Source organism: Mycolicibacterium aichiense (assembly GCF_010726245.1).
Classification (GTDB): domain Bacteria; phylum Actinomycetota; class Actinomycetes; order Mycobacteriales; family Mycobacteriaceae; genus Mycobacterium; species Mycobacterium aichiense.
The window spans coordinates 3,062,250-3,076,635 of record NZ_AP022561.1 but is presented as its reverse complement, the minus strand read 5'-3'; the positions used below and the strand labels follow the sequence as shown (position 1 = coordinate 3,076,635).

Below are 14,386 nucleotides of genomic sequence, written 5' to 3'. Positions count from 1 at the left end.
GTCAAACCGGTTTGTGTTCAGCGGCTTCGGGTAAGCGCCGTGCAGAACAGCAGATACCGGGTGCCCTCCGATACAGAGGAGAAAACATGGCAATGACAGTTGCGGACTACCTGCTTTCCCGCCTCCGGGACTGGGAAGTTCGACATGTGTTCGCGTATCCCGGCGACGGGATCAACGGGATCGTCGGCGCCTTCGGGGCTGCCGACAACCAGCCGCAATTCGTGCAGGCGCGACACGAGGAGATGGCTGCCTTCGAGGCAGTGGGTTATGCAAAGTTCAGTGGCGGACTCGGGGTGTGCATGGCGACCTCCGGACCCGGCGCGGTGCATCTACTCAACGGGCTCTACGACGCCAAGCTCGATCACGTGCCGGTCGTCGCGATCGTCGGGCAGACCGCACGAAGCGCGATGGGTGGTTCTTACCAGCAGGAAGTCGATCTGCAGTCGCTGTACAAGGACGTGGCCAGCGATTACCTGGTGGAGGTCAACGTCGCAGAACAACTACCGAATGCCCTGGACCGGGCCATCCGGACAGCTCTGACCAGACGGGCGCCGACGGCCCTGATCATTCCGTCGGATCTGCAGGAGGAGGAATTCACCCCACCACAGCACGCGTTCAAGCAGGTTCCCTCCAGTGGCCCGAGCTTCGGCTATCCGGTACTCGAGCCGTCGCAGCACGCGGTACAACATGCCGCCGAGATCCTCAACGCCGGAGAGAAGGTCGCGATCCTGATCGGCCAGGGCGCCCGAGGCGCAGCCGAAGAAGTGAAAATGGTTGCCGAACTCACCGGAGCCGGGATAGCAAAGGCCTTGCTGGGCAAGGACGTTCTTCCTGACAACCTGCCATATGTGACCGGCTCGATCGGACTCCTCGGTACCCGCCCGAGCTATGAGCTGATGCGTGACTGTGACACCCTGCTCATCGTCGGGTCGAATTTTCCCTACACCCAATTTCTGCCGAAGTTCGGCCAGGCTCGCGCCGTCCAAGTCGATATCGACGGAACCTCGATCGGTATGCGGTATCCCACCGAGATCAACATCGTCGCCGATGCGGCCGCGACCCTGCGGGCGATCATCCCGTTGTTGCTACCGAAGGATTCGACGACGTGGCGTGACGACATCATCGACAACGTCGCGCGCTGGTGGGAGACCATGGAAAAGCAGGCAATGCTGTCCGCCAAACCGGTCAACCCGATGCGGGTGGTCTGGGAGCTGTCCTCCCGGCTGCCCGGTGATGCGATCGTGGCGGCGGACTCCGGGTCATCGACGAACTGGTACGCACGATGCCTGAAAGTCCACGACCGGGTCCGCGGATCACTATCAGGGACGCTGGCCACCATGGGGCCCGGCGTACCGTACGCGATCGGCGCCAAGTTCGCCCATCCCGACCGCCCTGCGATCGCTCTCGTCGGTGACGGCGCGATGCAGATGAATGGCCTGGCCGAACTGCTCACCGTTTCCCGCTACCACCGGCAGTGGACCGATCCGCGGCTGGTCGTGTGCGTGTTCCACAACAACGACCTCAACCAAGTCACCTGGGAACTTCGAGCGATGGGCGGATTCCCGAAATTCGAGGAATCGCAGGCACTTCCGGATGTCTCCTACGCCGATATCGCGCGTTGCATGGGATTGGAGGCCATCACCGTGGATGACCCTGACGAGATCGGGAAGGCGTGGGACCGTGCGTTGGCCGCCGACAAGCCGACCGTGATCGACGTGTACTGCGACCCGGAGATGCCCCCCATACCACCGCATGCAACCTACGAACAGGGAAGGGAACTGCTGACCGCGCTGGCCAAGGGCGACCCGGCCCGCTGGCACATCATTATGCAGGGCGCAAAAGCCAAGGCCCAAGAGTTCTTACCCCATCGGGAAGGGTGATCCGATGAACTGGCTGGCTCTCACCCGGGCCGGGTTCGGAGTCGCGGTGCTGGTCGCTCCCGACGAGGTCGCCGGACATGTGGGCGATAGGGACCTGAGCAACGGAACCCGCACCGCCATGCGGATTCTCGGCGGTCGGCTGCTCGCCGAGTCTGCTGTGTGCGCCCTCCGACCGACCCGGTGTGTGCTGAAGATGGAAGCAGTCGTAGACGTCATACACGGGGTGACCATGGGTGGCGTTGCTGTTCTCAGCCGCAACGACAGTCGCCGGCGGGCCGCCGGTGCGAACGTTGCCACGGCGACGGCATTCACCGTCGCCGACGTGATCGCGGTTCGGCGGCACGAGCCGCCGAGCGCGCCGGAGAGCATCACGGTCCTGCAGTGGCGGAACACGTTGGCCGAACGGTTGTGCCAGTGGTTGCTGCGATGAGGTCCCGACTTCTTCGGAGGTTGGTGTGACGCCTGCGTGGCTCGTGATGCTGTCCTGGTGTGCGCTGACACTGGCCGCGATCAGTTCGGTGATCATCCTCGCCGACATCTATGCACGAGGCTATCGGCAGCGGATGCGGGTGATGGAGGCGGTGTGGCCGGTGACCGGCCTGTACTTCGGCCCGATCGCCGTCTGGATGTATTGCCGTTACGGAAGACCACAGAGCGGCAAGTGGTCAGCCGAGCGCAATCGCAGAAATCCGCCCGACAAGCCGAGCTGGGCCACCACCGCGATCGGTGTCAGCCACTGCGGGGCGGGATGCACTCTCGGTGACATCATCGCCGAATTCGCGGTCTTCGCGCTCGCCCTCGAACTATTCGGGAGCGCGCTGCTTCCGGAGTACATCGGTGATTACACGGCCGCGCTGGTGTTGGGAATCGTGTTCCAGTACTTCGCGATTGCCCCGATGCGGGGCTTGGGGCTGCGCAAAGGACTGATGCAGGCGGCGAAAGCGGATGTGCTCTCCCTGACTGCATTCGAAGTGGGACTGTTCGGGTGGATGGCGTTGACGTCGTTGGTCATCTTCGGCGGGCATCCATTGCACCCGAACAATCCCGTCTACTGGTTCCTCATGCAGATCGGCATGATCATCGGTTTCGCCACGGCGTGGCCGGCCAACGTCTGGTTGATCAGGCGAGGGATCAAAGAGGCGATGTGAACGGCTGGGAACACGCGCTGATCGGCGACTGGCACCAGGCGCTGTGGGCGGCGGTGAAGGCTTTGACGCTCTTCGTGACTGCGGCAGGGGCGTTCCGCGTCACCCAACGGCGCGCCATTGCGGAGTTCACCCCGTTCGATTGGGTCACCGCAGTCGCCGTCGGCGCGATCGTCGGGCGAACCGCGACCGCGTCGGACACCGCGTGGCTGACGGGGGCGGTGGCGCTGGTGACGTTGATGTCGGCACACGCGCTGATCGCTCGGATGCGGTTTGTTCCGTCGCTGCGGCGCTTGGTGGATCCGCCGCTGCGCGTGCTCATCCGCGACGGGGAGATCGACGAACGAAATTTACGGCGCAGTGGGCTGACTCGCACCGATCTCGACGCGGCGCTGCGACAACACGGCCATGACAGCCCGCGCGACGTTCATCTGGCATTGTTCGAAGAGAGAGGTGCGGTGTCCGTGCTGCCCGCGAAAAGCGATTGAACGCTGGCGCAGCGCAACGAGGAGGAGGCGGGGGATTTGCAGCAGTCAATCGACGGGCCGTCGGCGGCAGATGTCGATGCGGTATTGCGCGCCTCCCGCGCGCTGGTGGGCATTGCGGCCGCCTCCATAGCCGAGATCTCGGAAGTCGTCACCGTCCCGCAGCTGCGGGTGCTGGTGATGATCGACACCCACGGTCCGCTGAATCTCGCATCGGTTGCCGCGGGGCTGGACATCAGCCCGTCCAACGCCAGCCGGATCTGTGACCGGCTGATCAAGGCCGGCTTCCTGCACCGGCAGGATTCCGCGGCCGACCGGCGCAATATCTCGCTGTCGCTTACCCCAGACGGCAGACAACTGGTCCGCAAGATGAATCGCCATCGCCGCCGTGCCATCACCCGGGCGCTGCGCGCGATGAGCGCCAAAGAGCGGCAATCTGTGGTCGCCGCACTGGACGCGTTCGCCGTGGCTGCCGGGGAACCGGCGGGTGAGGCAGGGCTGCATCTGGTCTGGCCGGCCTGACAGCGCCGATTTGTTACCGGTCCGCGCTCTGGCGTGCACATCGGACGTGAGAACGTAGACCTCTATGCAATCCCACAGCTTCGTCACCTACGAGGAATTCGGGCGCCGGTTCTTCGAGATCGCGGTGACCGAGGAGCGGGTGGCTGCCGCGTTCGCCGAGATCGCCGGCGGCGAATTCGAGATGGGCCCGATGGCCCAGGGACCGGGCGGCCTGGCCAAGGTCACCGCGAAAGTGAGAATCCAAGAGCCGACCGCCCGCCGCAGCGTGGGTGACACCATCACCTTCAACGTGCGCATCCCGCTGGTGATCGAGCTGATCGTGGACTTGCGGGTCGACAAGCAGCGGTTCAAGGTCGACGGCGACATCGCGCTGCGGGCGACCGCCCGCGCGGCCGAACCGCTCACCCTGGTCATCGACGTCGCCAAGCCGCGTCCCTCCGACATCGCGGTGCACGTCACGTCGAAATCGGTGCGCGGCGAGATCCTGCGGATCGTCGCCGGTGTCGACACCGAGATCCGCCGCTTCGTCGCGGCATACGTCGCCGACGAGATCGACAGTCCCGCCTCGCAGCAGGCGAAGGTCATCGACGTCGAAGAGGCCGTCGCCGCAGCCTGGGACTGAGAAAGCCCCGTCACGTCACGATTAACGGTGTCTTAACGAAATCTTTCGCAAAGCGGGTAACCCCATCCGATGAACGGGTTGAGTGGACGGCGATGACCGCCGTCGACGTCGACCCCGAAGCGCCGCAGCGCGATCCGGATCCCAGAACCGACCGGCTCACGCTGCTCCGTCGCATCGCCATCGGGATTTGGCTCGCCGGAATCGTATTGTGGACTGCCACAAACGGTGTGGCCATCAACCGCGAACTCGTTCTGCTCTACGTGTGCACCGGGCTGCTGGCCGCCAGCATCGGAAGGCGCCGGGTGTTGCTGATCGTGCGGGATTGGCTGCCCTTCGCTGTGGTGCTGATTGTCTACGACCTGAGCAGGGGAGCAGCCGGGCTGATCGGCACCCCCACCCAGTGGGTGTGGCAGCCGGAGGTGGACCGCTGGATGTTCGGCGCGGTGCCCACGGTGTGGCTTCAGGAACACCTCAAGATGCCGTCCCCGCCCTGGTGGGAGGTGGTGATCAGCACGGTGTACATGTCGTTCTTCATCCTTCCGTACGTGGTGGCCGGCGTGCTGTGGCTGCGTGACCGGGCCGAGTGGAAGGCATTCGTCCGGCGTTTCCTGGTGCTGTCGTTCGCCGCGCTGGCCATCTATGCGGTGCTGCCTGCGGCCCCGCCGTGGGCGGCCGCTCGCTGCGAGCCTGCCGATGTGGCAGGCGGTCCGTCCGCACCACCGTGCATGTTCAGCCCGGTGCCGCACGCCGACGGCGGGCTGCTGGGCCCGGTGACCACCCAGCACCCCGGCGCCAATGACGTCGTGGAGCGGATCTCCAGCCGGGGCTTCGCGATGCTGCATCTGGACGTGGCCCGCGCGCTGCTCGACGAGGGGCAGGCCAGCGTCAACCTGGTCGCGGCCATTCCGTCGCTGCACGCTGGCCTGTCGGCGATGATCGCGGCGTTTCTGTGGGGACGGGTCGCCCGGCGCTGGCGACCGCTGCTGGCCGGCTACGTGATGATCATGGCGTTCACGCTGGTGTACGCCGCCGAGCACTACGTCATCGATTTGCTACTCGGTTGGGCGCTGGCCGCCGTGACGGTGCTGGCGGTGCGCCGTTACGAGCGTCGCCGACTAGCCGCGGCGGGACCGCCCGGTGAAATTGAGTGGCCGCCCGACAGCGCTGAGTTGGGTGAGGACGTCCTCGACGCGCGCCCTGGGCACCTCGGCCCGCCACTGCGGGAGGCTACCGGTCAGCTGTAAGGAGCTGGGCCCCAACGACAGACTGGTCAGGGTCAGGCCGCTGGCCAGCTCCGGGAGCCGCACCGGGTAGGACGGCAACCGCGTCGGCAACGCCCACCGCCGCCGAGTGGTGCGCAGCGCCCGCGGATGCAACCACAATGTCGAGCCATCCAATTCCACGTCGACCTCGACGCTGCCCAGCCGGGGGTGGCGGGTCCATCGCAACCTGGCGATCCCGTCGTCATCGACGTGACCCGACAGCCGGGGCAGCGACTCGGAGAACACCGCGTTGAGCGCCTGGGTGGAGACGGCCATGGTCACCTCGACGGGGGCGGCGACCAGTACCGGCGGAACGCCCGGCTTCAGGTGCACATTGTGCAGAACCATCGTGGCGCCTTCGAAATGATGCTTGCCCCAACGGATATCGGTCGCGGCGATCCGGACGGCGTTCAGCTGTCCGACGGCAAGGCCGCGAACGTCAAGACGGGAGTTGAATTCGGTGACGGTCAGCGTGACGTCCCCGCCGTCGAGTCGCACGGTCATCGTGCGGCCGACCACCAACCGCTTGACGGTCATGAACAGGGTGCGATACGCCATCGCCGCCCCGGTGCTCACCGGGAAGGTCGCCGCCGACGACCAGACCGAAGACAGCAGCGAACGTGCCATAGGGCTACCCATCCTGCTCGGTCGGCACGGCGCGGCGCAACAGTCCAACCCATGAGTTTGTATTCGCCGGGCGAGGGTATAACTGGGCCGATGACGTCCGTGGTGGTGGTAGGAAGCGGCTTCACCGGGTTCGAATGTGCACGACGGCTGCAGCGTCGCCTGCACCGGAGCCACGCAAATGTGCAGATCACCCTCATTTCGCCGATCGACTACATGCTCTACACACCGCTGCTGCCCGACGTGGCCGGCGGCCTTGTCGATGCGCGGTTCGTCTCCATCCCGCTGGCCGGCACGCTTCCCGGTGTTCAGGTGATCCGCGGCCGCGTCGACAACGCGGACCTGGCGGCGCACACGCTCGGCTACACCGACCCCGAGGGCCGAACCCACGAGATGCACTGGGATCGGCTGGTGCTCACGCCCGGCTCGGTGACTCGCCTGTTCGACATTCCCGGCCTGGCCACCTACGCCCGCGGCCTCAAATCGATCGCCGAGGCGCTCTACTTGCGTGACCATTTCCTCGAGCAGCTGGAGTTGGCCGGTATCGACTCCGACCCGGCGGTCGCCGCGGCCCGACGCACCGTCGTGGTGGTCGGCGCGTCGTATTCCGGCACCGAACTGGTCGTCCAGCTGCGGGCGCTGGCCGACGCCGCGGCCCGCCAGATGGGATTCGGCCCGGAAACGGTGCGCTTCCTTCTGCTGGACCTTGCCGAACAGGTGATGCCCGAAGTGGGCGAGAAACTCGGCAAAGCCGCACGGGAAGTTCTGCGCGATCGCGGCATCGATGTTCGGCTGGGTCTGACGCTGAAGGAAGTGCACGCCGATCACGTTGTGCTCAGCGATGATTCGCGGGTCGACACCCGGACGGTGGCCTGGGTGACCGGGGTGAGCGCCGCACCGCTGATCGAGACGCTCGGTCTGCCGACCGAGAAAGGCCGGTTGAAGGTCGGCGCGGACCTGCGGGTGCCCGGGCACCCCGACGTCTTCGCCGCCGGCGACGCCGCCGCCGTCCCCGACCTGACCAAGCCGGGCACCATCACCCCGCCCACCGCACAGCATGCGGTGCGGCAGGGAAAAGCGTTGGCGCGCAACGTCGCCGCCAGCCTGGGATTCGGCACCGCCAAGGACTACCGGCATCGCAACATGGGTTTGGTCGTCGACCTCGGCCCGCGCAAGGCCGTGGCCAATCCGCTCAACATCCAGGTCTCCGGCCTGCCCGCGAAGGTCGTCACCCGCGCCTATCACCTGTACGCGATACCGCGCGGAGTCAACCGGTGGGCGGTTGCACTGGCCTACCTCACCGACCTGATCTTTCCGAGGACGCTGGTGTCGATGGGACTCGCCAGCCAGGAAGATGCCCAGTTCTCCACCAGCGAGGGCATTCCGATGATCAAGGCCGACTGACTACAGATCCAGGGTCAGGTGGGCGCCGTCGGCTGCGCGCGATACGCACGTCAGCATCATCCCAGCGGTCCGCTCGGGTTCGGTGAGAAGCGAATCCCGATGCTGCACAACGCCGTTGAGGACGCGAGTGCGGCAGGTTCCGCAGAAGCCCTGCTGGCAGGAGTACGGTGCCGGGACGCGCTCGCGTTGCAGCGCCGACAGCAGCGTCTCCTCGGCCCGCACCGCCAGCGTGACGCCCGTCGAGGCCACTGTCGCGGTGAACGTCGTGCCGTCGACCACCGGCGGGGCGGCGAACCGCTCGAAGTGCAATTCGACGTCGTCGCGACCGGTCAGTGCTGCCCGAATCGCGGTCAGCATGGGCGCGGGACCGCAGGTGTAGACGCCGGAGCCATCCGGACAGTCGCCCAAAAGTTCGGCGGCGGTCGGGATTCCGTGTTCATCATCGGTCCGGATCTGCACCCGGTCGCCGAACCGGCCGATCTCGTCGAGGAACGGGATGGACTCGTGGCTACGCCCGGCGCAGATCATCGACCAGTCGATACCCAGCCGCTGGGCCACATCCAGCATCGGCAGGATCGGGGTGATGCCGATACCGCCGGCGATGAACCGCAGCTGCCGGGCGGGGGAGCCGTAACCGGGAACCGTGAGCGGGAACGCATTTCGCGGGCCACCGGTGGTCACCGTTGCCCCGATCTGAAGGTCGTCGTGCACCTCGATCGACCCGCCACCACCATCGGGGATGCGCCGCACCGCGATCCGGTAGCTGGTGCGCGAGGCCGGGTCGCCGCACAGCGAGTACTGCCGGATCCGCCCACTGGGCAGGCGGATGTCCACATGCGCGCCGGGATGCCACACCGGCAGGGGCCGTCGATCCGGCGCCGCCAGCGTCAGTGCCACCACGTTCTGATCCCGCGCGACCACGCGGCGGTCGACGACCTGCAGCGTGAACGTGCGCTCGCGGGGCCGCGGCGTGGCCGGGCGTCGCACTGCACCGCTGATCGCCCACAGCGCTGTGATCGACGCGTCGGTGAGGCGCAGCAACGGGTCGTGGCGAGTGCGGCCCGATGCGCTCGGCGGCGCGGGCCGTGGCCGGACTCTCACAGGTGCGCGGCGCGGGCGGCCGGCGAGCTGGCCAGGTAGGCGACCGCCTGCGCGGTGGACCCCACGTCCTCTGGTGAGTAGTTCGGCCGGAAGTAGGTCAGCGTGGTCGTGCCGAAGAGCTTGCGGTACTTGGGCAACAGGCCGCGTTTGGAGTCGTCGGCCCGCAGCTTCTGCATTCGCCACCAGCTCATGTCGAGGCTGGGGTCCGTCCGGCACAGGAACCAGGCGCCGCGGTTGAAGAAACCGGCCATCAGTGTCGCCGCGATGGCCATCGAGCGGATCCGGTCGAGATAGCTGTCGTGGAAGTAGACCGCGACATCGTGCGCGACGTTGCGGTGCTCGACCTCTTCACTGCCGTGCCAGCGGAACACGTCGACCAGGGTGGGGTCGGCGCCGTAGTCGTCCCAGGCGCAATTGAGCGCGAAGTCGCCCAGTACCGCGGTGTAGTGCTCGATTGCCGCGATCAGCCACAGGCGATCGCACAGATTGTTCAGCCGCTTGCGTGGGTCGGCCGACGTGCTTGGCGAGAGCACCTGACCGAACACGTAGTCGATCTGGCGCAGGATCGGCTCGGGGTCGACGCCGCGCGCCACCATCAGCTCCTGCAGAACCTTGTCGTGGGTGTCGGCGTGGGTGGCCTCCTGGCCGATGAACCCGCGCATGTCCTCGGCCAGCCGCGGATCCTTCACCAGCGGCAGCGCTTCGTTGTAGGCGTCGACGAACCATCGCTCGGCAACCGGGAGGACGATGTTGAGCAGCCCGACCATGTGGGATGCGACGGGATGGCCCGGGATCCAGTGCAACGGCGCCCCGGACACGTCGAAGGCGACTTTGCGGGCCTGGATCTGCACCGGGCCCGGATCGATCTCCCGTTCGAAACGGCGTGGGCGCAGCATCGGCAAACCTCCCGGCAGTGACTGCCGAGGAGTCTAGCTCGTCGCGGGGCGGGCTCAGCCGACCTGAGTCGGCGTCACGATGACGGTTCCGGGAGCACCCGGAGTCGGGCGCGAACCACCGTCGGACGGGATCTGCTGGGCGGGCGCCGTACCCGGTGCGCTGGGTGCAGGCGCGTCGGGCTGGGCGGCCTTGGTGCAGTTCAGCATCAGCGACATCTTGCCGCTGGCCAGGTATTTCTGGCTTTGCACGATGCACTTGGCCTGCGGAACGTCACTGCCCACCGAGCCGCCGAAGACCGTCGAGATGCCTTGAGCGTGCAGGATCGCGACCGCCTTGTAATACGGTTCGCCGAGGATGTTCATCGTGCCGCCGGCATTGGGGTCGGCGCTGCTGGACCCCATGCTGAGGGCGGCTGCTGCCGAACTTGCGGCAAGCGCGCCGGCGGCCACCAGGATGAGCCTTTTCACTCCAACCTCCGTCTGTGTCTGCGGTCGAACATAGCCCAGGGAGCTTGGAAGTCGCTCTGCGAGCAGATCACACCAGCCTCTTGCGACCTCTATCGCCACAAGGGCATGGATTCGTTTCACCGGTGTGTGACTAGAACGTCTCCCGGTGTCGTTCCTGCTCGACGACGGCGTCCAGGTCGGTCAGCCGCGCCATCGAGGACACCGCGCGCGCGGTGCGGTTGTTGCCGGCCAGCAGGTCCTGGTGGCGATGCACGAACCCCCAATATCCCGCGGTGAAGGGGCACGCGTTCGGCCCGAGGCGGACCTTGGGGTCGAAGCTGCACGAGCGGCAGTGATCGCTCATCTTGTTCACGTAGGCACCACCGGAGGTGTACGGCTTGGTGGCCAGTAGGCCGCCGTCGGCGTGCTGGCTCATCCCGACCACATTCGTCGGCATCACCCACGCGAAGCCGTCGACGAACGCGGTGGCGAACCACTCGGTCAACGCCCGCGGCTGGTAACCGCGCTGCAGCGCGTGGCTGCCCAACACCATCAGCCGCTGGATGTGGTGCGCCCACCCGCGGTCGCGCACACCGCCGAGCGCCTGGCGCAGGCATTCGGCGGTGACCGAGTCGGCGTCGAGTTCGGCCCACCAGGCCGGCAGCGGGGTGTCGGCGGACAGGGCGTTGTTGTCCAGATAAGCCGGGCCGAAGTGCCAGTACAGGTGCCACATGTACTCCCGCCACCCCAGAATCTGGCGGATGAACCCCTCGGTCGCGGCCAGTGGGGCGGTGCCGTCCCGGTAGGCCTGTTCGGCGGCGTGCACGGCGTCCAGCGGGTGCAGCACCCCGAGGTTCAGCGGCACCGACAGCAGCGAATGCGACATCGCCCAGTCGCCGCCCATCATGGCGTCCTCGTACCGGCCGAACAGCGGCAGCCGACGCTCGATGAACCTCGTCAGCGCCCGGCGGGCCTCGGCCGGGGTGACCGCGAACAGCCGCGGCCCGTCGACGCCGACCGTTGGTAGATCCATCGCATCCAGGTCGCGGCGCACCTGGTCGTCGATATCGTCTTCGCGCGGGTGGTACGGCGCATCGACGCCGATCGATGCACCGTTCTTGGGTGGGGGCTCGCGGTTCTCGGCGTCGAAGTTCCACCGCCCGCCCACCGGCTCGGAACCGTCCATCAACACGCTGAACCGCCTGCGCTGCTCGCGGTAGAAGTCCTCCATCCGGAACCGGCGCCGATCCCCGGCCCACCGTCGAAAGTCGGTTCTCGACAACGCAAATCCCGGGGTGGGCAACACCTCGGCAACCATTCCGTCGCGCTGGAGGCGCCGCACGAAGCGATCGGCGGCGAACGATGTCGGTTCGTGCACCAGCACCGGCTTGCCGTAATCGCGCAACGCCGCGGTGTAGGTCTCGGCGCGCACCAGGGTTGCCCGCTCACCCAGATCGGCCGCGGCGTGCCGCACGGCGGACAACACCAGGTGCAGCTTCTGCCGGTGAAAGCGGCGCCGTCGCAGTGCGGAGGTCGCCTCGACCAGCAACACCGGACGCTGCGCGTGTTCACCGCCGTAGAACTCCCGCCCGAGCTGATCGGCGAACAGCCACAGCGGAGTGTCGTCAGCGCTCATCGTCGGGTGCTAGCCGCCGTTGCCGCGCAATATCTCCTCGGCACATCGCAAGCGGGTATGCCCGGTTTCCTGCATACACACACGGACCGGGGACTCGGTCTCGGTCGGCGGAGCCGCAATGGGAGAAGTCGGCGACGACGTGACCACCGGATTCGGGATCTCGTCGGAATGCACCGACCACAGATAGCGGTTGGTGTACTGCAACTTCGTGCAATAGGCGGTCGCGCCGTCGGCGGTGGTTCCGGTCGCGCCCGGTTCGGTGCAGTCCGAGCCGATCACCGCGGTGGGGGTCGGCTCGACAGTGACGGTGTCGGTGTCGGTCGCCTCGGACGTCTCGGTCGTCGTCGCGGTGGCCGGTGGTGTCGTCGTCGCGGCCGGCGGTGGGGGCGGCGGGACCAGCGGGCTGGTCGCGGTCGTGGTGGCGGTGCGGAGGTCCTGGACGGCAACGTCCTCCCCGCGGTCGCGCCCGGCGACGAAGGCGATCGCGACACCGCCGACCAGCAGCACCGCCAGGACCGGGAGCAGGACCTTGAGCCACCGATTGTGGGACTGCGGGGCCGGCGCGCCGCTGGGCGCCGCATCGGTGATCGGGGTCAGCCGGGTGGCGTCGGCGTCGGGGTCGGCCAGGCCGTCACCCGACGCCGGGGTGGTGATGTGGTGGGCCAGGGCGCGCGCGAAGTCCACACAGCGGTCGAACCGCTCCGCAGGGTCCTTGGCCAGCGCCTTGCGCAGCGCTCCGTCGAGGTTCGCCAGCTCGGGGCGGTGGTCGGCCAGGCTCGGCGGCAACGCCGACAGGTGCTGGCTGATCACCACGGCGGGATTGGAATGCGGAAACGGCGGGGTGCCGGTGAGCAGGTGGTAGGCAGTGGCCGCCAGCGCATACTGGTCGGCGCGCCCGTCGAGGTCGCGGCCCATCAGCTGTTCCGGGGCGGCGTAGGACACCGTGCCGACCGTCATATTGGTTTGGGTCAACCCACTGGCATCGTTGTCCCACCGGGCAATCCCGAAGTCCGCCAACAGGATCCGCTCCTCGCCGGTTTCCTGCTTGGACACCAGGATGTTGGCGGGCTTGACGTCGCGGTGCAGCAGATGGCGTTGGTGGGCGTAGTCCAGCGCCTCGGCCACCGCGGTGACGATCTTGAGCACCTCGGCCTGCGGCAGTCCGGTGGGGAAGTTCTTCAACAGATCGCCGGCGTCATTGCCGTCGACGAAGTCCATGGCGATCCACAGCTGGCCGTCGGTCTCGCCCCGGTCGTGGACGCCGACGATGTGGGGGTGCCAGAGCGTGGCTGCGATGTCGGCTTCACGTTCGAACCGCGCCCGGTATTCGGCGTCGCTGCTCACCGAGGCCGGTAACACCTTGAGGGCGTCGCGGCGCGGGAGCCGGGGATGCTGAGCCAGGTACACCTCACCCATCCCGCCCGCGCCCAGCAATCGCAGGATCGTATAGCCCGCGAATGTCTCGCCTTCGGCCAGCGGCATGGGCTGATACTACAAATGTCCTGCCCTGGCGGGTTCGGACGCGCTGAGCGCAGCCAGCTGGTCCTCGGTGACCCCGAGGACGCGCAGGCAGGCATCGGCAACGTGGCGGGCGAGCGCGGCGGGGTCCGGGTGTGGTGGCGGTATCCACATGTTCACCAGGGACTCGACCAGACGGAAGGGGAGGTCGGCCGCGTCGTCGGTGATCCCGGTCGCCGCCAGGACAGCGCGGCTGAGGTCGAGGTAGGCCTGTCGCAGTCGCTCACGCTCTGTCCAGAAGGTGGCCAGCCGCGCTTCCCGGAGCTCGGGCAACAGGTAGAGAGCACCCAGGTTCCACTGTGAGGTCAGCAGCTGGGCGCCGTCGAAGGCGGCCAGGGCGTGCAAGGTCGCTGCGGCCGAGCGTGGGTCGCTGCCCTGTTCGAGCCCGGACAGGAACGTAAGGGTCGGCGTCACGGTCTGGTGCAGGAGCGCGGAGAGCAGCTCGTCCTTGGTTTTGAAGTAGTGGTACAGCGAGGCTTGCCGGATGCCGACCGCCTCGGCGATGGCCCGGGTCGAGGTGCTGGCGTAGCCGCGGCTGGTGAACAGCTCCGCCGCCGCGTCGAGGATCTCGTCCCGGGCGGTCGTGCCGGGTCTGCGTCGTTCGGTCAAGCGCGGACGGCCCGCCCGCGTCGTCTCCATGGTCCGATGTTGACCTACATCACCTGCGAAAAGACAGACCCGCGGATTTTCTGTCACATGACAGAAACGCGGGATACCTATCGGTTACGCGCCGTCTTGGTTTGGTTACGCCAGCGACACCCACCGCAACGAGAGGCCCGTAAAACTGTCAGTCGACAGGCTGATGGCTCACCGATGAGCGCATCCTCGTGGACCCTCTGACCTT

General features: G+C 67.1%; 14 protein-coding genes. 8 read left to right on the top strand and 6 right to left on the bottom strand.

Annotated elements, in window-relative coordinates:
- Positions 1-86 precede the first annotated feature (86 nt).
- From G6N32_RS14975 to G6N32_RS14935, 8 genes are all read left to right on the top strand, one after another.
- Positions 87-1,880, top strand: coding sequence for a thiamine pyrophosphate-requiring protein (locus tag G6N32_RS14975; protein ID WP_115320263.1), 1,794 nt, complete (start codon positions 87-89; stop codon positions 1,878-1,880).
- Between the two features lie 4 nt (positions 1,881-1,884).
- Positions 1,885-2,310, top strand: coding sequence for a hypothetical protein (locus G6N32_RS14970; protein WP_115320262.1), 426 nt, complete (start codon positions 1,885-1,887; stop codon positions 2,308-2,310).
- A gap of 25 nt (positions 2,311-2,335) precedes the next feature.
- A complete protein-coding gene (locus G6N32_RS14965; RefSeq protein ID WP_163789275.1) occupies positions 2,336-3,028 on the top strand; it encodes a DUF4396 domain-containing protein in 693 nt (230 codons plus the stop codon).
- Entirely contained in the window at positions 3,025-3,513 is a 489-nt protein-coding gene (locus tag G6N32_RS14960) for a DUF421 domain-containing protein (protein WP_115320260.1), read from the top strand. The genes G6N32_RS14965 and G6N32_RS14960 overlap by 4 nt, the downstream gene beginning before the upstream one ends.
- A gap of 36 nt (positions 3,514-3,549) precedes the next feature.
- Positions 3,550-4,032: a MarR family winged helix-turn-helix transcriptional regulator gene (locus tag G6N32_RS14955; RefSeq protein WP_115320259.1), complete on the top strand. Its 483-nt coding sequence runs from the start codon at positions 3,550-3,552 to the stop codon at positions 4,030-4,032.
- A 64-nt stretch (positions 4,033-4,096) separates the two neighbouring features.
- A complete protein-coding gene (locus G6N32_RS14950) occupies positions 4,097-4,654 on the top strand; it encodes a hypothetical protein (protein WP_115320258.1) in 558 nt (185 codons plus the stop codon).
- A gap of 92 nt (positions 4,655-4,746) precedes the next feature.
- On the top strand, positions 4,747-5,898 hold the full coding sequence (locus G6N32_RS14945; RefSeq protein WP_115320257.1) for a phosphatase PAP2 family protein: 1,152 nt from the start codon (positions 4,747-4,749) through the stop codon (positions 5,896-5,898).
- Positions 5,899-6,633: 735 nt separating this feature from the next.
- On the top strand, positions 6,634-7,944 hold the full coding sequence (locus G6N32_RS14935; RefSeq protein ID WP_115320256.1) for an NAD(P)/FAD-dependent oxidoreductase: 1,311 nt from the start codon (positions 6,634-6,636) through the stop codon (positions 7,942-7,944).
- On the opposite strand, the gene G6N32_RS14930 is transcribed toward G6N32_RS14935, so the two are convergent.
- The 6 genes from G6N32_RS14930 to G6N32_RS14905 all read right to left on the bottom strand — a co-directional run bounded on the left by G6N32_RS14930 (position 7,945) and on the right by G6N32_RS14905 (position 14,181).
- On the bottom strand, positions 7,945-9,045 hold the full coding sequence (locus G6N32_RS14930) for a PDR/VanB family oxidoreductase (RefSeq protein ID WP_115320255.1): 1,101 nt from the start codon (positions 9,043-9,045) through the stop codon (positions 7,945-7,947).
- Positions 9,042-9,941: a metal-dependent hydrolase gene (locus G6N32_RS14925; protein WP_115320254.1), complete on the bottom strand. Its 900-nt coding sequence runs from the start codon at positions 9,939-9,941 to the stop codon at positions 9,042-9,044. Before G6N32_RS14925 ends, G6N32_RS14930 begins: the two co-directional genes overlap by 4 nt.
- 54 nt (positions 9,942-9,995) lie before the next feature.
- Positions 9,996-10,409 (bottom strand): hypothetical protein, encoded by a 414-nt coding sequence (locus G6N32_RS14920; RefSeq protein WP_115320253.1) that lies wholly within the window; start codon positions 10,407-10,409, stop codon positions 9,996-9,998.
- A 130-nt stretch (positions 10,410-10,539) separates the two neighbouring features.
- Positions 10,540-12,024 (bottom strand): cryptochrome/photolyase family protein, encoded by a 1,485-nt coding sequence (locus tag G6N32_RS14915; RefSeq protein WP_115320252.1) that lies wholly within the window; start codon positions 12,022-12,024, stop codon positions 10,540-10,542.
- A 9-nt stretch (positions 12,025-12,033) separates the two neighbouring features.
- The gene (locus G6N32_RS14910; protein WP_115320251.1) at positions 12,034-13,506 is read right to left on the bottom strand and encodes a serine/threonine-protein kinase; all 1,473 of its coding nucleotides are present in this window, start codon (positions 13,504-13,506) and stop codon (positions 12,034-12,036) included.
- A 9-nt stretch (positions 13,507-13,515) separates the two neighbouring features.
- The gene (locus G6N32_RS14905; protein ID WP_115320250.1) at positions 13,516-14,181 is read right to left on the bottom strand and encodes a TetR/AcrR family transcriptional regulator; all 666 of its coding nucleotides are present in this window, start codon (positions 14,179-14,181) and stop codon (positions 13,516-13,518) included.
- Positions 14,182-14,386 lie beyond the last annotated feature (205 nt).